The sequence below is a fragment of the Streptomyces spiroverticillatus genome (assembly GCA_014650415.1).
Taxonomy (GTDB): domain Bacteria; phylum Actinomycetota; class Actinomycetes; order Streptomycetales; family Streptomycetaceae; genus Streptomyces; species Streptomyces spiroverticillatus.
Genome location: BMUX01000002.1, coordinates 448,819 through 470,200, shown reverse-complemented (window position 1 = coordinate 470,200; position 21,382 = coordinate 448,819). Strand labels below are relative to the sequence as shown.

The following is a 21,382-nucleotide window of genomic DNA, read 5'->3' as shown; positions in this document are numbered from 1 at the left end:
CTCCGCGCAGGGCTCGACCTAAAACTGAGGGACACATGGGACTCACCATCGGCGTCGACATCGGCGGCACGAAGATCGCGGCCGGAGTGGTCGACGAAGAGGGACAGATCCTCGAAACGTACAAGGTGAAGACACCGCAGACGCCCGAGGAAATGGTCGACGCCATCTCCAAGGCGGTCTCCGAGGTCAGCAAGAACCACCAGATCGAGGCCGTCGGCATCGGCGCCGCGGGGTATGTGGACGACAAGCGCGCCACCGTGCTCTTCGCCCCGAACATCAACTGGCGCCACGAGCCGCTCAAGGACAAGGTCGAGCAGCGCGTGAGCCTGCCGGTCGTCGTCGAGAACGACGCCAACGCGGCCGCCTGGGGCGAGTACAAGTTCGGCGCGGGCAAGGGCCACGACGACGTCATCTGCATCACGCTCGGCACCGGTCTCGGCGGCGGCATCATCATCGGCAACAAGCTGCGCCGCGGACGCTTCGGCGTGGCCGCCGAGTTCGGCCACATCCGGGTCGTCCCGGACGGTCTGCTGTGCGGCTGCGGCAGCCAGGGCTGCTGGGAGCAGTACGCCTCCGGGCGCGCGCTCGTCCGCTACGCCCGCCAGCGCGCCAACGCGACCCCCGAGAACGCCGAAATCCTGCTCTCCCTCGGCGACGGCACCGTCGAGGGCATCGAGGGCAAGCACGTCAGCGCCGCCGCCCGGCAGGGCGACCCGGTCGCGGTCGACTCCTTCCGCGAGCTGGCCCGCTGGGCCGGCGCGGGCCTGGCCGACCTGGCCTCGCTCTTCGACCCGTCCGCCTTCATCGTCGGCGGCGGCGTCTCCGACGAGGGCGAACTCGTCCTGGACCCGATCCGCAAGTCCTTCCGGCGCTGGCTGATCGGCGGCCAGTGGCGGCCGCACGCGCAGGTGCTGGCGGCCCAGCTCGGCAACAAGGCCGGTCTGGTCGGCGCTGCGGACCTCGCCCGCCAGGGCTGAGCCCCGCTCCGTGTGCCCGGTGCCCGCCGCGTCCTCTTCAGGACACGGCGGGCACCGGTCTATGTTGACCCGCATGTCTCAGTCGGACCCCCTGTCTCCCTCGGACCGCTCGGTGATCGACCCGCTGCCCCCGTCCCGTACGGAGCCCGACGGCTCGGCCGTCGTCCGTGTCCTCAGCTACAACATCCGCTCCATGCGCGACGACCGCGAGGCACTGGCCCGCGTGATCCGGGCCTGCGCGCCCGACCTCGTACTGATCCAGGAGGCCCCCCGCTTCTTCCGCTGGCGCAAGAAGGCCGCCTGGCTGGCGGCCCACAGCGACCTGGTGCTGCTGAGCGGCGGCGCCACGGCGGCGGGCCCGCTCCTCATGTGCTCCCTGCGGGCGAGTGTCGAACGCACCGAGGACGTGCTGCTGCCGCGCACCCCGGGACTGCACCAGCGGGGCTTCGCGACAGCGGTCGTACGGGTCGGGGGTGCGCGCCTGGGGGTGCTGAGCTGCCACCTCAGCCTCCAGGGCGACGAACGCCGCACCCAGGCGGGCCTGCTCCTGGAACAGCTCGCCGGGATGGGCGTCACGCACGCGATCGCGGGCGGCGACCTGAACGACCGCCCGGACGGCGCGTCCTTCCGCCTGCTGGCGGGCGAGCTCCAGGACTGCTGGGCGGTGGCCCCGTGGGGCGGCGAGTACACCTCCGAACCGGCGACCCCGCACCAGCGCATCGACGCGATCTTCGCGACGCGGGGGGTGGAGGTGCTGGGCTGCGGCGTGCCACCGCTCCCGGACGCGGACGTCCGCGCGGCGACGGACCACCTGCCGGTACTGGCGGCGCTGCGGATCCCCGCGAGCACCTGAAGGGCCGCCCCCGGTCCCGGGGACGGCCCTTCGCCGTGCACGCCTGCGGGCGGGTCAGACCACCGCGCCCCGCCCCGGGTCCTCGTCCTCCTCGTCGGAGTCCCGTGTCATCCGCCCCACCAGCGTCGCGAACCCGCCCAGGAAGCCGCCGATGCCCAGGACCTGGAGCCACCAGGTCATGTCCCACCCCAGCAGCACCGCGAGCAGCATCAGCACCGGCCCGCCGATCACCGCGAGCCAGGCGAACTTCGACGTGACGTCGGCCTCCGGAAGCTCCGGGTCCGGCGGCACGAAATGCCCCTCGTCGGAGTCGTCCAGGTCGTCGTCCTTGGGCTCCGCCGGAGCGAAGTCCCGCGGCCCGGCCGTGCCGACACCGGGGGCGAAGGTGATCGAGCTGCCCAGCGGCCGTACGTCCGCCGCGTCCGAGGAGGTCCGGTCGCCGTTCACCCCCTCCTCCAGCCGCGCCAGATCGTCCACCGACTTGAAGGGCTTGGCCCCCGGCGGGTCCGGCGGCTCGTCCCCGTAACCGGCCACGATCGCCTCCCAGACGGCGGCCTCGTCCAGAGGAGTGGCGGCGTCGTCCTTCACGCCCTCCGTGACGGCTTCCGGCTCCCGCTCCTCCTCGCGGTCCGCGCGCTCCGCGTTGTGTTCAGCCACCAGCAGTGCTCCCCTTCTTCCCGACGCTCGGAGCGAGGCGGCCGATGAACGCGTAACTCTCGTCGAAAATCCGCTCCGCGTCATGGTCCAACGTCGCCACGTGGTAGCTCTGTTCCAGCAGGATCTCGGTGACGTCGGTGGACGACACCCGGCTGAGGATCCGGGCGGAGTCCGCGGGCGGCACCACATGGTCCTGCGGGCTGTGCAGCAGCAGCATCGGCTGCGTGACCTGCGGCAGCTCACCGTCGACCAGGCGGAAGAAATTCCGCAGGGAGTGCGCGGCGTGCAGCGGCACCTTGGTGTAGCCGACCTCGTGCGCGCCCTCCAGCGCGATGTCGTCGGCCACGCCCGTGGTCGTCCGTACGAAGTGCCGGAGCACCGGCAGGGCGTGGGCGGCCAGGCCGTGCACCTTGTTGCCCGGGTTGACCAGGACGATGCCGCTGACCGCGTCGCCGTGCTTGGCGGCCAGGCGCAGCGTGAGCGCGCCGCCCATGGACAGGCCGAAGACGAAGACCTGCGAGCACCGCTCGCGCAGGGCGTGCAGTTCGCGGTCGACCTCGGCGTACCAGTCCTGCCAGCCGGTGACCTGCATGTCCTCCCAGCGGGTGCCGTGGCCGGGCAGCAGCGGCAGGGACACCGTCAGCCCCCGCTCCGCCAGGTGGTCGGCCCAGGGGCGCAGCGACTGGGGGGAACCGGTGAAGCCGTGGCAGAGGAGGACGCCCACCTCTCCGCCTTCGTGGTGGAACGGCTCGGCTCCAGGGAGGACCGGCACCGGGGTCTCCTGTTCGTGAGGAAGGACGGGACGGCAAGCACAACGGACGCCCCGAGGGAAAGGGCACCCACCGGCGCCCCCGGGAGAGGGCACCGCACAACGGGTACTGAGGGTGACTTCACCGTACGCGACCGGACTGACACCGACCAGATCCGTCGCCCCTGCGACCGGGAGAGGACGTGCGCCGTACGGGCCACCGGGACGGCCGTCCGGCCCACCCACGAGAGCGCAGGCCGGACGCGGGTTATGGTCTTTTCGACAGACAAGGGAAGGCACACGTTGATCTACGGCGCAATGAAGTTCTCCATCGGAGGGTCCCTGAAGCTCGCCTTCAGGCCCTGGGTGGAGGGCCTGGAGAACATTCCCGCCGACGGGCCGGCGATCCTCGCGAGCAACCACCTGTCGTTCTCGGACTCCTTCTTCCTGCCCGCCGTGCTGGACCGCAAGGTCACCTTCATCGCCAAGGCGGAGTACTTCACCACCCCCGGTGTGAAGGGCAAGCTCACCGCAGCCTTCTTCAAGGGCGTCGGCCAGCTCCCGGTGGACCGCTCCGGTGCGCGCGGCGCCGGCGACGCGGCGATCAAGGCGGGCATCGAGGTCATCGAGAACGGCGGCCTCTTCGGCATCTACCCGGAGGGCACCCGCTCCCCGGACGGACGTCTCTACCGCGGCAAGCCCGGCGGCCTCGCGCGCGTGGCGCTGGCGACCGGCGCCCCGGTCATCCCCGTCGCGATGATCGACACGGAGAAGATCCAGCCGCCCGGCAAGGTCGTCCCGAAGCTGATGCGCCCGGGCATCCGGATCGGCAAGCCGCTCGACTTCAGCCGCTACCAGGGCATGGACGGCGACCGCTTCATCCTGCGCTCGGTGACCGACGAGGTCATGTACGAGATCATGAAGCTCTCCGGCCAGGAGTACGTCGACATCTACGCCACCGCCGCCAAGCGGCAGATCGCCGAGGCCGAGAAGGCCGCCAAGGCGGAGAAGGCGGAACTCGAAAAGGCCGAGAAGGCCGCCCAGGCGGAGCTGGAGAAGGCGCAGAAGGCCGAGAAGATTGCGAAGGAGGAACGTTCCGCGTAAGCGGGGAACGTTCCGGGGGCCCACGGCGTCGTCCGTGGGAAAGTCTGCGCAGAGGTTCACGAGGACCTCTGCGCAGACCTCTTCGCAGGGGTCTGCGCAGAGGTCTTCCGTCCAGGGGTGGGGAAAATGGCCAAGACCCAGCGCTCGCGGGTCGTACGGATGTCGGTCGAGCAGCCGCTGTGGCGCGCGCTCACCGGCTACCGCGTCCTGACGATGCTGTACGCGGTGCTGCTGTACGTCTTCACGCGGGAGGAGTTCGAGCGCCCCTGGGTGGCGATCTCCTACCTCTCGGTGATGGCCGTCTGGACGCTCGCCACGCTCCCCAGGGTGGCGAACGCCGCCAGCTGCACCAAGGGCTTCCTGGTCGCCGACCTCACCGTCGCCCTGGTGGGCATCCTGCTCACCCCGCTCGCCAACTTCGAGGCGCAGCTGATCGACGGGCCCACCCTGCCGACGATATGGACCGCCGGCTCGGTGCTCGCGTACGCCATCAAGGGCGGCTGGCGCTGGGCCGCCTTCGCCTCCTCCCTGGTGGCTGCCGCCAACCTGGTGGAGCGCGGCACGCCCAGCAGGGACACCCTGCACAACGTGCTCCTGGTGTGGGTCGCCTCCATCGCCATCGGTTACGTCGTCGAGGTGGCCCGTGCGTCGGAGGCCACCCTCGCGCGCGCCCTGGAGATCGAGGCCGCGACCAGGGAGCGCGAGCGCCTCGCCCGCGACATCCACGACAGCGTCCTCCAGGTGCTCGCCATGGTGCAGCGCCGGGGCACCGCGCTGGGCGGCGAGGCGGCCGAACTGGGCCGCATGGCCGGCGAGCAGGAGGTCGCCCTGCGCACCCTCGTCTCCAGCGGCCTGGTGCCCACCATGCGGGCCTCCGAGGAGGCCTCCCAGGGGGCGGTGGTACGCGTCGTGGAGGTGGACGCCCCCGACGGCGCAGGAGACGTACGGGAGGACAGCGGGCCGGTGGATCTGCGCGCGCTGCTGGCCCCGCACGCCGGGGCGAAGGTCTCCTTCGCCGAGCCCGGCGCGCCGGTGCTGCTGCCGCCCGCCGCCGCCCTGGAGCTCGCGGCGGCCGTCAGCGCCGCCCTGGACAATGTGCGCAGGCACGCCGGCGACGGCGCCCAGGCCTGGATCCTGGTCGAGGACGAGCCGGGCGAAGTGATCGTGACCGTACGGGACGACGGTCCCGGCATCCCGGAGGGCAGGCTTGCGCAGGCCGAGGGGGAGGGACGCCTCGGCGTCGCCCTGTCGATCCGCGGCAGGCTGCGGGACCTGGGCGGGAGCGCCGAACTGCTCTCGGTCCCGGGACAGGGCACGGAAGTAGAACTGAAGGTTCCACGGGGGAAGGCGAAACGATGAACGAACAGAGCACGGAAGCAGCGACTGAAGTGACAGAGGAACAGAGGCAGTCGGTGCGTGTGATGGTGGTCGACGACCACCCCATGTGGCGTGACGCCGTCGCCCGCGACCTGGCCGCCGCCGGGTTCGACGTGGTCGCCACCGCCGGTGACGGCCCGCAGGCCGTGCGCCGCGCACAGGCGGTCTCGCCGCAGGTGCTGGTGCTCGATCTGAACCTGCCGGGCATGCCGGGCGTGCAGGTCTGCCGCGAACTGGTGGGCGCCGACCCGGAGCTGCGCGTCCTGGTGCTCTCCGCGAGCGGCGAGCACGCCGACGTTCTGGAGGCGGTGAAGTCCGGTGCCACCGGCTACCTGCTGAAGTCGGCGTCCACGCAGGAGCTCACGGACGCCGTTTCTCGCACCGCCGTCGGTGACCCGGTTTTCACCCCGGGTCTCGCCGGGCTGGTGCTCGGCGAATACCGCCGGCTGGCCTCCGACCCGGCGCCCGCCGCCCCGGACGAGCCGCGTGCCCCGCAGCTCACCGACCGGGAGACGGAGGTGCTGCGACTGGTCGCCAAGGGACTCTCGTACAAGCAGATCGCGGAACGGCTGGTCATCTCGCACCGCACCGTGCAGAACCACGTGCAGAACACCCTCGGCAAGCTCCAGCTGCACAACCGGGTGGAACTGGTGCGGTACGCCATAGAGCGCGGCCTCGACGGCTCCTGAGACGGATCGGACGCACTCTCGACGCCCCCGGCGGCCCGCTCTAGCGTGGTGTGTTCCAGTGCCCGGCAGCGGCGAAGGGACACGTCATGCGAGTCGGAGTTCTGACCGGGGGCGGCGACTGTCCCGGGCTCAACGCGGTCATCCGCGCCGCCGTCCGCAAGGGAGTGCGGGACTACGGGTACGAGTTCGTGGGCTTCAGGGACGGCTGGCGCGGGGTGCTCGACGACCAGCGCACCATGACCCTGGACGTCGCCGCCGTGCGCGGCATCCTGCCCCGCGGCGGCACCATCCTCGGCTCCTCCCGCACCAACCCCCTCGCCGAGGGCGAGGAGGGCGTGCGGCGCATCAGGGAGACCCTCGCCCGGCGCGGGGTGGAGGCGCTCGTCGTCATAGGCGGTGAGGACACCCTCGGGGTCGCCGCCCGGCTGTCCGGCGAATACGGCATCCCGTGCGTCGGCGTGCCCAAGACCATCGACAACGACCTCTCCGCCACCGACTACACCTTCGGCTTCGACACCGCCGTCTCCATCGCCACCGAGGCCATCGACCGGCTGCACACCACCGCCGAGTCCCACATGCGGGTGCTGGTGGTGGAGGTGATGGGGCGCCACTCCGGGTGGATCGCCCTGCACTCGGGGCTGGCGGGAGGCGCCAACGTCATCCTGGTGCCCGAGCGGCGCTTCGACGTCGAGGAGGTGTGCGGCTGGATCACCTCGCGCTTCCGCTCCTCGTACGCTCCCATCGTGGTCGTCGCGGAGGGTGCGATGCCGCGCGACGGGGACATGGTGCTCAAGGACGGCACCCTGGACTCCTTCGGGCACGTACGGCTGTCGGGCGTGGGGGAGTGGCTCGCCAAGGAGATCGAGAAGCGCACCGGCAAGGAGGCCCGCACGACCGTCCTCGGGCACGTCCAGCGGGGCGGCACGCCGAGCGCCTTCGACCGGTGGCTGGCCACCCGCTTCGGGCTGCACGCGGTGGACGCGGTGCACGACGGGGACTTCGGGACGATGGTGGCGCTCCGGGGCACGGACATCGTGCGGGTGCCGATCGGGGAGGCCACGGCGAAGCTGAAGACGGTGCCGCCGGAGATGTATGCGGAGGCGGAGGTCTTCTTCGGCTGAGAGCCCGTGCGCGGCCGGGACCTCGTGCGTGGCGTAGCCCCCCTGCGCGGCCGCGAGTGGCTGGGTGCGCCCGAATCGGCGATATTTGCTGAATCCGTGCCAAGTCACTCGCGACTGGGGAATTCAGTGAAAATTCTGGCATTCGGCGTGCAGGCCGACGAGCAGCCGCTGATCGAGAAGGCCTTCACGGACGCCGCTCTGGGCGAGGCGCACTGCCTCAAGGTCTTCCTCACCGAGGACACCGCCCCCATCGCCGCCGGGCACGAGATCATCAGCACCAGCGTCAACGCCGACCTCAACGCCCGCGTCCTGCGCACCCTTGCCGCAGGCGGCACCTGGATGATCGCCCAGCGCTCCACCGGCTTCAACAACATCGACCTGGACGTGGCCCGCGAGCTGGGCCTCACCGTCGCCCGCGTCTCGTACTACTCGCCCTTCTCCGTCGCCGAATTCGCCTGGACCCTCGCGATGGCCGTCAACCGCCGTGTGGTGCGCGCGGCGGGCCGCACCCGCGACTTCGACTTCCGTCTCGACGGCCTCCTCGGCCGCGACATGCGCGGGCGCACCGTCGGCGTCGTCGGCACCGGCAAGATCGGCGAGGCGTTCACCCGGATCGCCCACGGTTTCGGCATGCACCTGCTCGGCTGGGACGTGGCGCCGAACCCGGAGTGCGTGGACATGGGCATGGAGTACGTCGACAAGGACGACCTCCTCGCCTCCGCCGACCTGATCAGCCTGCACGTGCCGCTGCTGCCCAGCACCCGCCACCTCATCGACGCCTCCGCCCTGCGCGCCATGAAGGACGACGCGATCCTGGTGAACTCCAGCAGGGGCGGCCTCGTCGACACGGAGGCCCTGGTGAACGAATTGCGCGCAGGGCGCTTCGCCGGGGTGGGCCTGGATGTGTACGAGGCGGAGGCGGGCCTGTTCTTCCTCGACAAGTCCCTGGAGGTCGTCCAGGACGACACCCTGGCCCGCCTGGTTACCTTCCCCAACGTCCTGGTCACCTCGCACCAGGCGTACTACACGGTCGACGCCCTGGAGCAGATCATCGACGCGACCGTGCAGAACGTCGGCGACTTCCTGGCCGGCCGCCGCAGCGACAACGTCCTGGTGCCCGCCGCCTCGGACTGAGCGGGGTGTGCGGGGGCGCCGGTCTCGCACCCCCGTCGGCTTTCACACCCCTGTCGGCCTTCACACCCCTGTCGGCACGAACGCCTCCAGCAGCCGTGTCACCACTGCCGCACCGCGCAGACTGAGCACCGACTCCGGATGGAACTGCACGGAGGCGAAACCGGGCCCCCGCAGTGCGTGCAGTTCCCCGGTGCCGTGGTTGCGGGAGACCTCCACCCCGTGCGCCGCCAGCTCGGTCGCCTCCGCCGTGTCGCACACCGCCGTGAAGCTGTTGTAGAACCCGACCGTCTCCGGCACCCCGAAGAGCACCACCCGCTCCTGCGCCCCCTGGTACGGAACCTCCTTGCGCGCGATGCGCAGCCCCAGCTCCGCCGCGATCAGCTCGTGCCCCAGGCACACCCCGAGCACCCCGTGCGCATGCCCGCTCAGCAGGTCCGCCGTGAGCGCCCGCAGGAACCGCATCTTCGGGTCCGCCGCGTCCTCCGGGTTCCCGGGCCCGGGGCCGAGCACCACCGGCCCCCGGTGCGCCAGCGCGGCCTCCCGCAGCCCCGGTTCGTCGAAGCGCCGCACGGTGACCTCCAGTCCCGACGAGCGCAGTACGTGCGCCAGCATCGCCGTGAAGGTGTCCTCCGCGTCCACCACCAGGGCGTGCCCCGTCAGCGTCCGCTCCCGCTCCTGCATCCGCAGCCAGAACGGCGAGAGCCCCGCCCGCCGCCCGTCCAGCGCCGCCCGCACCCGCGCGTCCTCCGCCAGCAGGGGCCGCACGGCCTCGTCCCGGGGGCGTCCGGGACGTACCCCCAGAGCCGTCAGCACGCCCGCCGCCTTGGCGTGCGTCTCGGCCACCTCCGACGCGGGGTCCGAGTGCCGTACGAGCGTGGCGCCGACCGGCACCCGCAGCCGGCCGTCCGGGGAGATGTCGGCGGTACGGATGAGGATCGGCGAATCCAGGGTCTGTGCCCCGGAGGCGTCGCGGTCCAGCAGCGCCAGTGCCCCCGCGTAGTAGCCGCGCCCCACACCGTCCGGCCCGAGGGGCTCGTACCGTTCGATCACCCGGCACGCGTTCTGCACCGGCGAACCGGTCACCGTCGCGGCGAACATCGTCTCGCGCAGCACCTCCCGCACGTCCAGGGAACTGCGCCCGCGCAGCTCGTACTCGGTGTGCGCGAGGTGGGCCATCTCCTTCAGGCGCGGGCCGACGACCACACCGCCCATGTCGCCGACGGTGCACATCATCTTCAGCTCCTCGTCGACGACCATCGAGAGCTCCTCGGTCTCCTTCGGGTCGGCGAGGAAGTCCAGCAGGTCGTCGGGGGTGGGGCCACCGGCCGGGTAGCGGTAGGTGCCGCTGATGGGGTTCATCACGACCGTCCCGCCGGACATCCGCACATGCACCTCGGGGCTCGCGCCCACCAGCACCCTCTCGCCCGTGTGCACGACGTACGTCCAGTACGCGCCCCGCTCCCCGTCCAGCAGCCGCCGGAACAGTGCCAGCGCGTCCGCCCTGCCGAAGCCGGGGATCGCACCGGTGTAGGTGCGCCGGATGACGAAGTTCGCCCCTTCACCGCTGCCGATCTCCGAATCGATGACTCGTTGAACGATCCTCGCGTACTCCTCGTCGGCGACGTCGAAGCCGCCGTCCTCCACCCGGACCCGGTGCGAGGGAAGCGCGGACAGCACGTCCTCCAGGGGGAGTTCGTGCGTCTCGTCCGCGACCAGCACGCTCAGCGGCGTCCCGTCGTTGCGCACGTCGAAACCGCGCTCCCTGATCTGGCGGAACGGGATCAGCGCCAGCACCGGACGCCCGTCTTCACCGGTCGGCAGGTCGGCGAGCCGCTGGGCCTCGTGCACCGCGCCGATGAGCACCTCGACGGTGTCCAGGTCGCGTCCGGGAGTGCGGCGGCGCAGCAGTGCGAAGGGCGGGCAGTCGTCGTCGAGGAGACGGGACAGCACGGAGTGGGGGAGAGACATCGGGGGTTCCTTCCGGGTGTGGAGCCGGAGGAACGGCCGGGAAACAGAAAGGGCCGCCCTCCTGGGGCGGCCTCTGCGTCAGTGGATGTACGCGCGATCAGTGGGCCGCCGGATGAGCGGTCCACCACCAGTTCTGGATCTGGGTCTTCTGCGCGAACATGTGCCGCACCCTACCCCACGCACGGACCGCACGCCCGCAACTCAATTGTTCGAAAACTCTCCTCAACAGGGGCTTCCGGGCCTTATGTTTCGCCAAGGCGGACCCGCGCACTACCGGTACGAGGGTGGCCCGGCCCTCGGAAGGTGTTGCTCTGTGGCTCCTCGTGTCAGCGTGATCGTCCCGGTGCCCGGCGACGCGGACCCCACCCTGCTGGACGGCTGTTTCTCGTCGCTCTTCGCCCAGACGCTCGCGCCGCGAGAGGTGGATGTGGTCGCCGTCGTACGGGGCGAGGGCCCCGGCGCCGACTGGGTGACCGCGCTCGCACCGCACCGGACGCAGATACGCGTCGTCACGGAGTCCGCGCAGGAGCACGAGTCCCGCCACGCACAGGGCGCGTACGTCCTGCTCCTCGACCCCGCCGACCGCCTCGCCCCCGACGCCCTGGAGCACCTGGTGGCGGCGGCCGAGGACAGCGGCGCGGACCAGGCGCACGGCCGCAGCGCCGGTGACGGCGAAGCCTGCGTCCTGCGCCGGAGCGCCCCCTCGGACGGCGAGAGCGTCACCGTCGCCGTCGACCGCGTCTGCCACTACCCGGCCGGCCACGACGTCCCGGCCGCCGCCCGCGTCGTCGTGCACCAGACGCCCGCACTGCCGCGCTGGAGCGACGGCCGCCTGCGTCTGTCGGGCACCGCGGGGCTCACCCACACCGAGGGACCGCTCCAGGAGGTCGTGCTGCTGCTGCGCCACGGCGGCGTGGGCGGCACGGAGATCGAACTGACCGCGGCCCGGGACGCGGTCGGGCGCTATTCGGCCGTTCTCGACCCCGCGGCCGTGCCCGACCCGGCGCGCGCCGACGGCGTCCGGGGCCCGCTCGCCGACGGCAACTGGACCCTGCGGATCCGGGTCACCGCCGGCGGCCTCACCCGCACCGCCTGGCTGTGCGCGCCGGACGACCTCCCCGAGCCCGTCCCGCACCTCACCGGCGGCGGCGCCACCCCCGTCGTCCCGGCGACGGTCTACGCCTCCGTGCCGCACCACCACCTCAACCTCGACGTCGGCGCCCGCCGCCACCGGCTCGGCGCGGACGCCCGTGTCGCCGTCACCCGGCGCCCCCTGTTCGCTCCGCACGTCACCGCGGCGGTGACCCTGCCCGGCTGCCCGGCGCAGGCGGAGCTGGACCTGCTGCTGGTGCGGGACGAGCGCAGCGTCGTACTCGAAGGCCTGCGGATCACCCGGCACGCGGGCGACCGGTTCACCCTGTCGGCACCGCTGGGAGCCGCGGAACCGGGGGAGTGGGAACTGGCCCTGCGGGTGGCCGACGCGCCGTTCAGCGCGCGCGTGCCGCTGGCCGGGGCCGAGGACGGCAGGCCCGGCGCGACCCTGAAGGTTCCCGGCCACTGGAAGTGGACGCGCCGTCTCAGCTTGTGAGCGTTGCGCGGAGCACCCTTGTACACCCCGTAGGCTGGCCGGGTGACCGTGAACGCGAAGACCACCCTCAAGGGTGGCAACACCTGGCGCGACCTTCCTGCGGCGCAGCAGCCCGAGTACCCCGATGCCGAGGCGCTGCGCGATGTTGTCGCGGACCTCGAATCGTATCCGCCACTCGTCTTCGCGGGCGAGTGCGACCAGCTGCGCGCCCGACTGGGAGCCGTCGCCAAGGGCGAGGCGTTCCTGCTCCAGGGCGGCGACTGCGCGGAGGCCTTCGACGCCGTTTCCGCCGACCACATCCGCAACAAGCTGAAGACCCTCCTCCAGATGGGCGCCGTGCTGACGTACGCCGCGTCCGTGCCCGTCGTCAAGGTGGGCCGGATCGCCGGCCAGTACTCCAAGCCGCGCTCCAAGGGCACCGAGACCCGTGACGGCGTCACCCTGCCGACGTACCGGGGCGACTCGGTGAACGGTTTCGCCTTCACCGAGGAGGCCCGGGTCCCGGACCCCGAGCGCCTCAAGAGGATGTACAACGCCTCGGCGTCCACCCTCAACCTCGTGCGCGCCTTCACCACCGGCGGTTACGCGGACCTGCGCCAGGTGCACGCCTGGAACCAGGACTTCGTGAAGAACTCGCCGTCCGGCCAGCGCTACGAGCAGCTCGCCCGCGAGATCGACAACGCGCTGAACTTCATGAAGGCCGCCGGGACCGACCCGGCGGAGTTCCGCACGGTGGAGTTCTACGCCTCCCACGAGGCGCTGCTGCTGGACTACGAGTCGGCGCTGACCCGCGTGGACTCGCGCACGGGCAACCTCTACGACGTGTCCGGCCACATGGTCTGGATCGGCGAGCGCACCCGTCAGATGGACGGCGCGCACATCGAGTTCGCCTCGAAGATCCGCAACCCGATCGGCATCAAGCTCGGCCCCACGACCACCGTCGACGAGGCGCTCGGCTACATCGACAAGCTGGACCCGGACCGCGAGCCCGGCCGGCTGACCTTCATCGTCCGCATGGGCGCCGACAAGGTCCGCGACAAGCTGCCCGAGCTGGTCGAGAAGGTCACCGCCTCCGGTGCCACCGTGGCGTGGGTGACCGACCCGATGCACGGCAACACCTTCGAGGCCGCCTCCGGTCACAAGACGCGCCGTTTCGACGACGTCCTGGACGAGGTCAAGGGCTTCTTCGAGGTCCACAAGGGTCTGGGCACCCACCCGGGCGGCATCCACGTCGAGCTCACCGGTGACGACGTCACCGAGTGCGTGGGCGGCGGCGACGAGATCTTCGTCGACGACCTGCACCAGCGCTACGAGACGGCCTGCGACCCGCGCCTGAACCGCAGCCAGTCGCTCGACCTGGCGTTCCTGGTGGCGGAGATGTACCGCGCACAGTAAGTACGGTGCGTCCGAACGCAGCGCAGTGGGGCCCGGATCTGTGATCCGGGCCCCACTGGCGTACCGGGGGTTTCCCCCACACCTCGCCACGGGTAAGGTTAGGTTTACCTGACCAAGGAATCGCCTGGCTGTGGGATCGAGGTGTCCGCGTGTTCGTCTGCTCCTGCTTCGGCGTGACCGACCAGCAGATCAAGGCTCACGCCGCCGCCGGAGCGTGCACCCCGCGCCAGATAGCCTCCGTCACCAAGGCCGGCACGGACTGCGGCAACTGCGTCCGTACGATCCAGGGCCTGCTGGGCCGGGGAGCCTGCCCGCGCCGCGAGCTGATCGCCCAGCGCGAGCTGTCGGCCGTCACCGACCAGCCGGACAAGATCGCCCTCGACGAAGCCGCCTAGGGCCTGTCCCTACGGCTGCGAGAGCGGCTTTCAGGCCTCGCTCGGCTGCTCGATCAGCTGGGCGATGTAGAGCGGCTCACCGAGCTTCTCGACCAGCTCCAGCTGGGTGTCGAGGTAGTCGATGTGGTGCTCCTCGTCCGCGAGGATGTCCTCGAAGATCTTGGCCGACGTGATGTCGCCCTTGCCCCGCATGACCTCCGCACCGCGCTTCAGCCGGTCGATCGCCTCGACCTCGATCATGCGGTCCGCCTGGAACATCTCGGTGACCGTCTGGCCGATCCGTACGTGGAAGAGGCGCTGGTAATTGGGCAGCCCTTCGAGGAAGAGGATGCGGTCGGTAAGAATCTCCGCGTGCTTCATCTCGTCGAAGGACTCGGCGCGCGTGTACTTCGCGAGCTTGGTCCAGCCGAAGTTGTCCTGCATCTTCGCGTGGAGGAAGTACTGGTTGATCGCCGTCAGTTCGGCGGTCAGCTGCTCGTTGAGAAATTCAATGACCTCGGGGTCGCCCTGCATCGCTGGGCTCCTTCCAGGGGGGGGACCGGGCAGATTGCGCGCATCCTTGCACCGGTTCTCGGAGGCCGTCCAGTAAGTGCCTCCTTAGTAGGAGTTGCCCGAATCGGCCCAGACCCGGTCATGACCACCCCTCGCGGTCTGTCACCATGGATGACATGGGTCAGCCGGAAAGCCGGGAATACCGCGACATCGAGCACTCCGAGCTTCCGCCGGGACAGCGGCTGCAGCGCGGCTGGCCGGTCACCCACTACGGGCCCGTCCCCAAGTTCAAGCCCGACCGCTGGGAATTCCGCGTCTTCGGCGCGACCGCGGACGGCGAGAAGCACTGCTGGAACCACGAAGAGTTTTCGGCGCTCCCCTTCGACACCGTCGTCGCCGATCTCCACTGCGTCACGAAATTCAGCATGCTGGGGGCCGAATGGGGTGGCGTTGCCGCCCGTACGATCCTGGACCTCGCGCCGCCCGCCCCCGGTGTCACGCACGTCATGGTCTGGGCCGAGTACGGCTACAGCGCCAACATCCGCATCAAGGACTTCACGGACGAGCGCACCATCCTCGCCACGCACAAGGGCGACGACCTGCTCACCGCCGAACACGGCTTTCCGCTGCGCCTGGTCGTCCCGCACCTGTACGCGTGGAAGGGCCCCAAGTGGGTCCGCGGCATCGAGTACATGACCGCCGACCGCCGCGGCTTCTGGGAGGAGCGCGGCTACCACAACATCGGCGACCCCTGGCGTGAGCAGCGCTACTCCTACCAGGAGGAACCGGGAGACGGCCCCGAGCTGTAGCAGCCCGGAGCCGTCCTGCGTGCGCGGTGCTCAGTGGTGGTACTGGTGCACCACCGCGTGCCCCTTGCCGCGCCCGATCATCCACTTGTTCACCGGTGTGGTGATCACGAAGGCGACCCCGAGGGCGATCGCGAGCACCGCCCAGAACAGCCCGTCGGTCAGATGGGCGTCCATCGCGCCGGGCCAGAAGGCGATCACGCCGTTGTCGATCAGCTCCATCACCGCGATCGACAGGGTGTCGGCGGCGAGGGCGACCTTGAAGGCCGTACGGAAGTCGACGCCCGCCTTGAGGATGCCGCGCAGGGTGAGCGCGTAACCGAAGAAGAAGGCCAGCACGATGGCCAGGATCATCGTCGGTACGTTGCCCCAGCCGAGCGCGGTGCCGATCACCATGCCGAGGATCTCGCCGATGGCGCACCCGGTCAGGCAGTGCAGGGTGGCCTGGGCGGCCGCGCGCCAGGTGACCTTGCCGCCGGCGATGCCGTGGGCGTGCCCGTGCTGCGCGTGGCCCTCGTGCCCGGCGTGGTCGCCGTGTGCCGCGTGGTCCCCGTGTCCGGCGTGCTGCCCCTGCGGGTGTCCGGCGTGGCCCTCGTGCTGCGCGTGGTCCCCGTGAACGTGTGCCTCGTGGTGCTGCACGGTGTGCCCCCAACTCAGGTAGCGGTCCCTGTCGATGACAGGAACCGTATACCCCCCAGGGGTATTCCTCAAGCGTCTCGGGAATCCCTCAGACCGTGCGCAGCTCCTTCAGTCGCGCCACGTCCGCCGCATGCCCCTCCTTGCCGCCCGGCGTCTCGATGACCAGCGGCACTCCCTCCGTCGCCGGGTGCGAGAACAGCTCCCGGAAGGGGTCCTCGCCGATGTGACCGGCACCGATGTTCTCGTGCCGGTCCTTGTGCGCGCCGGTGACGTCCTTGGAGTCGTTGGCGTGGATCAGCTTCAGGCGGCCCTCGCCGACCGTGTCCACCAGCAGGTCCAGCGTCTGCTTCATGCCACCGGGCCCGGCGAGATCGTGACCCGCCGCGAAGATGTGACAGGTGTCCAGGCAGACGCCCAGCTTCGGGTGGTGGTCCAGGGCGTCGAAGTACGGCCCGAAGTCCCAGGTCCGCGAGCACAGCGAGAAACCCTGACCGGCCGTGGACTCCAGCAGCAGGAACGGGTCGTCCTCGTGCGTCAGCTCCTCCAGCAGCGGCAGCATGTGCGTGCGCACCTGTGCCAGGGCCTCCTCGCGGGGGCGCCCGCCGGTCGCCGAGCCGGTGTGCACCACGACGCCCAGCGCACCGATGTCCCGGGCCCTGCGCAGCGAGTGCCGCAGAGACTCCACGGACTTCTCGACGGTCGCCTCCGTGTGCGAGCCGAAGTTGATCAGGTACGGGGCGTGGACGTACGCCGGAATGCGCTCGGCGGCGCAGGCCTCGCGGAACTGCTCGTCCTGCGCCGGATTCCCGACGGGGGTCGCCCAGCCGCGCGGGTTGGCGACGAAGACCTGCACGGCCTCCGCGCCCATCTCGCGGGCGTACGGCAGACCGGTGGAGGCGAGTCCGCCGGCGACGGGGACGTGGCCGCCGACCGGATTGCGGGAGGCCGGGAAGTCGGCGGGGAACTGGGTGGGGGTATCTGCGGTGCTCATCACCGTCCAGGATGCCGCACCCCCAGGACGCCCCTCGCGGGGGCGTCCTGGCACAGGTACTTACTGCGCTAGAGGATCTTCGTGGTGATGGTGATCGTGCTGCCCTCGGCGGCCTCCTGGCCGCCCGCCACGGACTGCTTCTCGATCACCTTGCTGAAGGAGAAGATCGGCCGGTCCAGCTCGACCTGGAAGCCCGCGCCCTTGAGGATGCGGGTCGCCTCGTCCGCCTGCTTGCCGATCACGTCCGGCACCGGCACCATCCGCGGCCCCTTGGAGACCGTCAGCGTGACCTTCTCGCCCTGGCCGAGCCGGGTGCCCGCAGGCACCGACTGACGGCCCACCTGGCCCGCCGGAGCGGGCGAGTTGACCTGCTCCGAGGCCACCTCGACCTTCAGGCCGAGCCCTTCGAGCGTGCTGGTGGCCTCCTCGACGCTGCGCCCGGTCACCGTCGGCATGTCCACCGGCGACCCCTTGCTGACCACCATTGCGACCGCGGAGTCGGGGGAGCGCCCGGTGCCGGCCTGCGGGTCGGTGCTGATCACCGCGCCCAGCGGGATGTCCTCGCTGAACGCCCGGGTCACCACGCCCGGTGCGAGGCCCGCCTCCTTCAGTTCCTGCCTGGCCTTCGCCAGCGGCACCCTCTTGAGGTCGGGCACCTTCACGATCTCCGGACCGCGCGAGAGCACCAGCGTCACCGCGTCGTTCACCCGGATGCGTTCGCCCGGTGCCGGACGGCTGTCCATGACGGCGCCGCGCGCGACCGTGTCGCTGAACTTCCGCTCCACACCCTTCACGTCGAGCCCCGCGTCACCGAGCTGCTTGCGGGCGTCCTTCTCGGACTTGCTCAACAGCCGCGGAACCTCGGTGAACTGCCCGGAGTTGATGTACCAGACCCCGGTGCCCACCCCCAGCACCAGAAGGACGGCGACGACCAGCGACACCAGCGTGCGCCGCGACGGCGCCGACCGCCGCGGACCCTGTCGTACGGGCTCCGGCTCCTGCGGCAACGGCCGCACCAGCCGACTGGTGTGCTGCCGCTCGTCCGGCAGCACCTGCGGCAGGACGTTCGTGTGCTCCGGGGCGGGCGCGGGGGTGCGCGGAATGACGCTGGTGCGCTCCTCGGGACCGGTGGGCACGCTCCCCTTGGCCTGCGGCGGTACGACGTCCAGCTGCGCGTCCGAGAGGGCGAGGCGGGCGGCGTGCGCCTGCCCCAGCAGCGCCACCGCGTCGTACGGACGGGCGTCGGGGTGCCGCGCGGTGGCGCTCGCCACCAGCTCGTCCAGCTCCAGCGCGAGCCCCGGCACGGCGGCCGACGGGGGCGGCACGTCCTCGTTGAGGTGCTGGTAGAGCACCTGTGCCGGTGTGCCGCCGGAGTGCGGCTTGGCACCGGTGAGCATCTCGTACAGGACGACACCGCACGCGTACACGTCGGTACGGGTGTCGGCGGTGCCGTGCTCGATCTGCTCCGGCGCCAGGTAGGAGACCGTGCCGAGGACGGACCCGGTGGTGCTGGTGACCGTGTCCACGGCGCGTACGAGACCGAAGTCGGCGACCTTCACCCGGCCGTCGTCCCCTATCAGGACGTTCTCGGGCTTCATGTCGCGGTGCACGAAACCGGCCCGGTGCGCGGCGCCCAGTGCCGCCAGCACCGGCTCCAGGATGTCGAGGGCCGCCCGGGGCTGGAGCGCGCCGCGCTCGCGCAGGACGTCGCGCAGGGTGCAGCCCGCGATGTACTCCATCGCCAGGTAGACGTAGTCGCCGTCGGTGCCCTGGTCGAAGACTCCGACCACGTTGGGGTGCGCGAGCCGGGCCACCGACTTGGCCTCGCGGATGAACCGCTCGACGAAGGTGGCGTCGGCGGCCAGCGAGAGGTGCATCACCTTGAGGGCGAGTTCGCGGTCGAGGCGGGTGTCCACGGCCCGGTAGACCGTGGCCATCCCGCCGACGGCGATGCGTGCCTCGACGCGGTAGCGGCCGTCGAGCAGCTGCCCGACGAGGGGGTCCTGGAGGGTCGTGTCCACGGAGGGAGTCTACGAGCCGGTAGGGGCGGGTCGGACGGGAGCGTACGGGGTGCGGCCGTACTGAAGCCGAGCTGTGACAGGGGGCGGGGGGTCCGGGTGCGGGCCCCCCGCCGCCCGGTCCTCAGAACGCCGGCCGCTCCGGGTCCAGCCGCGCCATCCCGTCCTCCGGCGACGACGCCTCCGCGAAGTGGCGCCTGGGGATGCGTCCCGCCCGGTGGGCGAGGCGTCCCGCCTCCACCCCGTGCCGCATCGCCTCGGCCATCAGCACCGGCTCCTGCGCCCGCGTCACCGCCGAGGCGAGCATCACACCCGCACAGCCCAGTTCCATCGCCAGCACCGCGTCCGAGGCCGTCCCCGCCCCCGCGTCGAGGATCACCGGCACCTGCGCCCGGTCCACGATCAGTTCGAAGTTGTGCGGGTTGCGGATGCCGAGCCCGGAACCGATGGGGGAGCCCAGCGGCATGACCGCCGCACAGCCCACGTCCTCCAGCTTGCGCGCCAGCACCGGATCGTCGTTCGTGTACGGGAGCACGGTGAAGCCGTCGTCGACGAGGATCTCCGCCGCGTCCAGCAGCTCGATGGGGTCCGGCAGCAGGGTGCGTTCGTCCGCGATGACTTCGAGCTTCACCCAGTCCGTGCCCAGCGCCTCCCGCGCCAGGCGGGCGGTGAGCACCGCCTCGCCCGCCGTGTAGCAGCCCGCCGTGTTCGGCAGCACCCGGATGCCCAGTTTGGTGAGCACGGACAGCACGGAGCCCTGCACGGACGGATCGAGCCGTCGCATGGCGACCGTCGTCAGCTCCGTCCCCGAGGCGATCAGTGAGCGCTCCAGGACGTCGAGGCTGGGTGCCCCGCCGGTGCCCATGATCAGGCGGGACGTGAAGGAGACGCCGCCCAGTGTGAAGAGGTCGTCGGCCATGGTGTTCAGCCTCCCTGGACTGCGGTGAGCACTTCGACGCGGTCGCCGTCGCCGAGGGCGGTGTCCGCCCACTGCCCGCGCGGCACCACTGTTTCGTTGAGCGCCGCGGCCACGCCCGCGCGTGCGCGCGTGAGCGTCGCGACGAGGTCGCCGAGGGTGGTGCCGGGAGAGACCGCCCGCCCCTCGCCGTTGACGGACACGTTCAGCGTGGTGCTCATACGGGCTGCTCCTGTCGTACGAATGCGGGTGCGGCACCGGCGAACCGGCGCGGGGTGAAGGCGCGGGCCTCGTCGGGCAGTTGCCCGGTGGTCAGCACGGTGGCCATGACGTCGCCCGTCACCGGTGTCAGCAGCACACCGTTGCGGTAGTGCCCGGTCGCGAGCACCAGGCCCGGCAGCAGGGTGGGGCCCAGCAGCGGTGCGTTGTCGGGGGAGCCCGGGCGCAGTCCGGCCCTGGTCTCGGTGAGCGGGAGTTCGGTGATGCCGGGGACGAGTTCATGGGCGTCGCGCAGCAGCTCGTACACCCCGCCCGCCGTCACCGTGGTGTCCCAGCCGAGCTCCTCGCTGGTGGCGCCGACGACGAGTTCGCCGTTCTCGCGGGGCACCAGGTAGATGTGGCTGCCGCGCACCACCGCGCGCACCGTGCGGCTCAGGAAGGGTGCGTACGCGGGCGGCACGGTCAGCCGCAGCACCTGCCCCTTGACCGGACGCACCGGCGGCAGCACCTCCTCGGGCACCCCGGCGAGCTGCCCGCTGAGCGAGCCCGCCGCCAGCACCACCTGGTCGGCGACGAGCTGTGTGCCGTCGGCCAGGAGCGCGCCGCGCGCCCGTTCCCGTACCACCGACAGTCGTTCGGCGCTCGTACGGTGCAGGGCCACTCCGGCGCGCTCGCAGGCCGTCAGGAGGGCGGCGGCGAGGCGGCGCGGGTCGATCTGGTGGTCGCCGTCCACCCGCAGCCCGCCGCGCACGCCGGGCGCCAGCATCGGCTCCAGGCGGCGGCACTCGCGGCCGCTCAGCCACTCCGACTCCAGCCCCGACTGCCGTTGCAGGGCGTGCAGTTCCCGCAGGTGGGCCCGGTCGTCGGCGTCCAGGGCGACGGCCAGGGTGCCGCACGCGCGGTAGCCGGTGTCCTGCCCGCTCGCCTCCTGAAGCTCGGCGACGAAGTCCGGATAGCGGCGTGCGGAGGCGAGGTTGAGGCCGAGCAGGGTCTGCTCGCCGTAGTGCAGTTCGGTGACGGCGGCCAGCATCCCGGCGGCCACCTGGGCGGCCCCGCCGCCCGGTTCGGGGTCGGCGAGCGCGACGCGCAGTCCGTGCTGGGTGGCCCGCCAGGCCGTGACCAGTCCGATGATCCCGCCCCCGACGACGAGGACGTCGTACGGCTTTTCCGCAGAGGTGTGCATGGGCGTCCAGCCCCTCCCTTCGCCGGCATGACCCGGATCAGGTTCGTACGGTCGGAGGCCTGGTCAGCCTCCCTCTCAGCCCGGTCCGCCGGGCTCCCGTGAGTGCTTGTAC

General features: G+C 71.3%; 22 protein-coding genes and 1 riboswitch. Of the genes, 11 read left to right on the top strand and 11 right to left on the bottom strand.

Features of this window, described 5'->3' with window-relative positions:
• Positions 1–35: 35 nt before the first annotated feature.
• Together IE269_RS06455 and IE269_RS06450 are read left to right on the top strand one after the other, a co-directional pair.
• Positions 36–977 (top strand): ROK family glucokinase, encoded by a 942-nt coding sequence (locus IE269_RS06455; protein WP_189821756.1) that lies wholly within the window; start codon positions 36–38, stop codon positions 975–977.
• A gap of 73 nt (positions 978–1,050) precedes the next feature.
• Positions 1,051–1,830: an endonuclease/exonuclease/phosphatase family protein gene (locus IE269_RS06450; protein ID WP_189821755.1), complete on the top strand. Its 780-nt coding sequence runs from the start codon at positions 1,051–1,053 to the stop codon at positions 1,828–1,830.
• A 54-nt stretch (positions 1,831–1,884) separates the two neighbouring features.
• On the opposite strand, the gene IE269_RS06445 is transcribed toward IE269_RS06450, so the two are convergent.
• Both IE269_RS06445 and IE269_RS06440 read right to left on the bottom strand, forming a co-directional pair.
• Entirely contained in the window at positions 1,885–2,487 is a 603-nt protein-coding gene (locus IE269_RS06445) for a hypothetical protein (RefSeq protein ID WP_189821754.1), read from the bottom strand.
• Positions 2,480–3,259, bottom strand: a complete 780-nt coding sequence (locus IE269_RS06440) for an alpha/beta hydrolase (RefSeq protein WP_189821753.1) — start codon at positions 3,257–3,259, stop codon at positions 2,480–2,482. Before IE269_RS06440 ends, IE269_RS06445 begins: the two co-directional genes overlap by 8 nt.
• Positions 3,260–3,538: 279 nt before the next feature.
• Here IE269_RS06440 and IE269_RS06435 point away from each other — a divergent pair, with 279 nt between their 5' ends.
• From IE269_RS06435 to IE269_RS06415, 5 genes are all read left to right on the top strand, one after another.
• A complete protein-coding gene (locus tag IE269_RS06435) occupies positions 3,539–4,339 on the top strand; it encodes a lysophospholipid acyltransferase family protein (protein WP_229897812.1) in 801 nt (266 codons plus the stop codon).
• A gap of 126 nt (positions 4,340–4,465) precedes the next feature.
• Positions 4,466–5,698 carry a MacS family sensor histidine kinase gene (gene macS, locus IE269_RS06430; protein ID WP_189821752.1) on the top strand — a complete coding sequence of 411 codons (1,233 nt, stop codon included), beginning with the start codon at positions 4,466–4,468 and terminating at the stop codon, positions 5,696–5,698.
• Positions 5,695–6,405, top strand: coding sequence for a response regulator (locus IE269_RS06425; protein WP_189821751.1), 711 nt, complete (start codon positions 5,695–5,697; stop codon positions 6,403–6,405). The genes macS and IE269_RS06425 overlap by 4 nt, the downstream gene beginning before the upstream one ends.
• An 86-nt stretch (positions 6,406–6,491) precedes the next feature.
• Complete coding sequence (locus IE269_RS06420; protein WP_189821750.1) at positions 6,492–7,526, top strand: 6-phosphofructokinase; 1,035 nt, start codon at positions 6,492–6,494, stop codon at positions 7,524–7,526.
• Between the two features lie 126 nt (positions 7,527–7,652).
• A complete protein-coding gene (locus IE269_RS06415) occupies positions 7,653–8,660 on the top strand; it encodes a 2-hydroxyacid dehydrogenase (protein WP_189821749.1) in 1,008 nt (335 codons plus the stop codon).
• A 60-nt stretch (positions 8,661–8,720) separates the two neighbouring features.
• Here the strand turns inward: IE269_RS06415 and IE269_RS06410 are convergent, their stop codons facing one another.
• Positions 8,721–10,628 carry an anthranilate synthase family protein gene (locus IE269_RS06410; RefSeq protein ID WP_189821748.1) on the bottom strand — a complete coding sequence of 636 codons (1,908 nt, stop codon included), beginning with the start codon at positions 10,626–10,628 and terminating at the stop codon, positions 8,721–8,723.
• A 97-nt stretch (positions 10,629–10,725) separates the two neighbouring features.
• Positions 10,726–10,788, bottom strand: a complete 63-nt coding sequence (locus tag IE269_RS43715; RefSeq protein ID WP_368861143.1) for a trp operon leader peptide — start codon at positions 10,786–10,788, stop codon at positions 10,726–10,728.
• Positions 10,789–10,941: 153 nt separating this feature from the next.
• On the opposite strand from IE269_RS43715, the gene IE269_RS06400 reads away from it, so the two are divergent.
• From IE269_RS06400 to IE269_RS06390, 3 genes are all read left to right on the top strand, one after another.
• On the top strand, positions 10,942–12,216 hold the full coding sequence (locus tag IE269_RS06400) for a glycosyltransferase family 2 protein (RefSeq protein ID WP_189821746.1): 1,275 nt from the start codon (positions 10,942–10,944) through the stop codon (positions 12,214–12,216).
• Between the two features lie 42 nt (positions 12,217–12,258).
• On the top strand, positions 12,259–13,611 hold the full coding sequence (locus tag IE269_RS06395) for a class II 3-deoxy-7-phosphoheptulonate synthase (protein ID WP_189821745.1): 1,353 nt from the start codon (positions 12,259–12,261) through the stop codon (positions 13,609–13,611).
• A 149-nt stretch (positions 13,612–13,760) separates the two neighbouring features.
• On the top strand, positions 13,761–14,006 hold the full coding sequence (locus tag IE269_RS06390) for a (2Fe-2S)-binding protein (protein ID WP_189821744.1): 246 nt from the start codon (positions 13,761–13,763) through the stop codon (positions 14,004–14,006).
• Positions 14,007–14,036: 30 nt separating this feature from the next.
• Here IE269_RS06390 and bfr read toward each other — a convergent pair whose 3' ends face one another.
• Positions 14,037–14,519, bottom strand: a complete 483-nt coding sequence (gene bfr, locus IE269_RS06385; RefSeq protein ID WP_189821743.1) for a bacterioferritin — start codon at positions 14,517–14,519, stop codon at positions 14,037–14,039.
• 155 nt (positions 14,520–14,674) lie between these two features.
• On the opposite strand from bfr, the gene IE269_RS06380 reads away from it, so the two are divergent.
• Entirely contained in the window at positions 14,675–15,307 is a 633-nt protein-coding gene (locus IE269_RS06380; RefSeq protein ID WP_189821742.1) for a sulfite oxidase-like oxidoreductase, read from the top strand.
• A gap of 30 nt (positions 15,308–15,337) precedes the next feature.
• Here IE269_RS06380 and IE269_RS06375 read toward each other — a convergent pair whose 3' ends face one another.
• The 6 genes from IE269_RS06375 to thiO all read right to left on the bottom strand — a co-directional run bounded on the left by IE269_RS06375 (position 15,338) and on the right by thiO (position 21,270).
• A complete protein-coding gene (locus IE269_RS06375) occupies positions 15,338–15,943 on the bottom strand; it encodes a DUF4396 domain-containing protein (protein WP_189821741.1) in 606 nt (201 codons plus the stop codon).
• An 88-nt stretch (positions 15,944–16,031) separates the two neighbouring features.
• On the bottom strand, positions 16,032–16,934 hold the full coding sequence (locus tag IE269_RS06370; protein WP_189821740.1) for a deoxyribonuclease IV: 903 nt from the start codon (positions 16,932–16,934) through the stop codon (positions 16,032–16,034).
• Positions 16,935–17,002: 68 nt separating this feature from the next.
• Positions 17,003–18,955, bottom strand: a complete 1,953-nt coding sequence (gene pknB / locus IE269_RS06365) for a Stk1 family PASTA domain-containing Ser/Thr kinase (protein ID WP_189821739.1) — start codon at positions 18,953–18,955, stop codon at positions 17,003–17,005.
• A 121-nt stretch (positions 18,956–19,076) separates the two neighbouring features.
• Positions 19,077–19,871 carry a thiazole synthase gene (locus IE269_RS06360; protein ID WP_189821738.1) on the bottom strand — a complete coding sequence of 265 codons (795 nt, stop codon included), beginning with the start codon at positions 19,869–19,871 and terminating at the stop codon, positions 19,077–19,079.
• A gap of 5 nt (positions 19,872–19,876) precedes the next feature.
• A complete protein-coding gene (gene thiS / locus IE269_RS06355; RefSeq protein ID WP_189821737.1) occupies positions 19,877–20,089 on the bottom strand; it encodes a sulfur carrier protein ThiS in 213 nt (70 codons plus the stop codon).
• Positions 20,086–21,270: a glycine oxidase ThiO gene (thiO, locus tag IE269_RS06350; RefSeq protein WP_189821736.1), complete on the bottom strand. Its 1,185-nt coding sequence runs from the start codon at positions 21,268–21,270 to the stop codon at positions 20,086–20,088. The genes thiS and thiO overlap by 4 nt, the downstream gene beginning before the upstream one ends.
• Positions 21,268–21,380: riboswitch (TPP riboswitch) on the bottom strand. Its footprint overlaps the gene before it by 3 nt.
• Positions 21,381–21,382 lie beyond the last annotated feature (2 nt).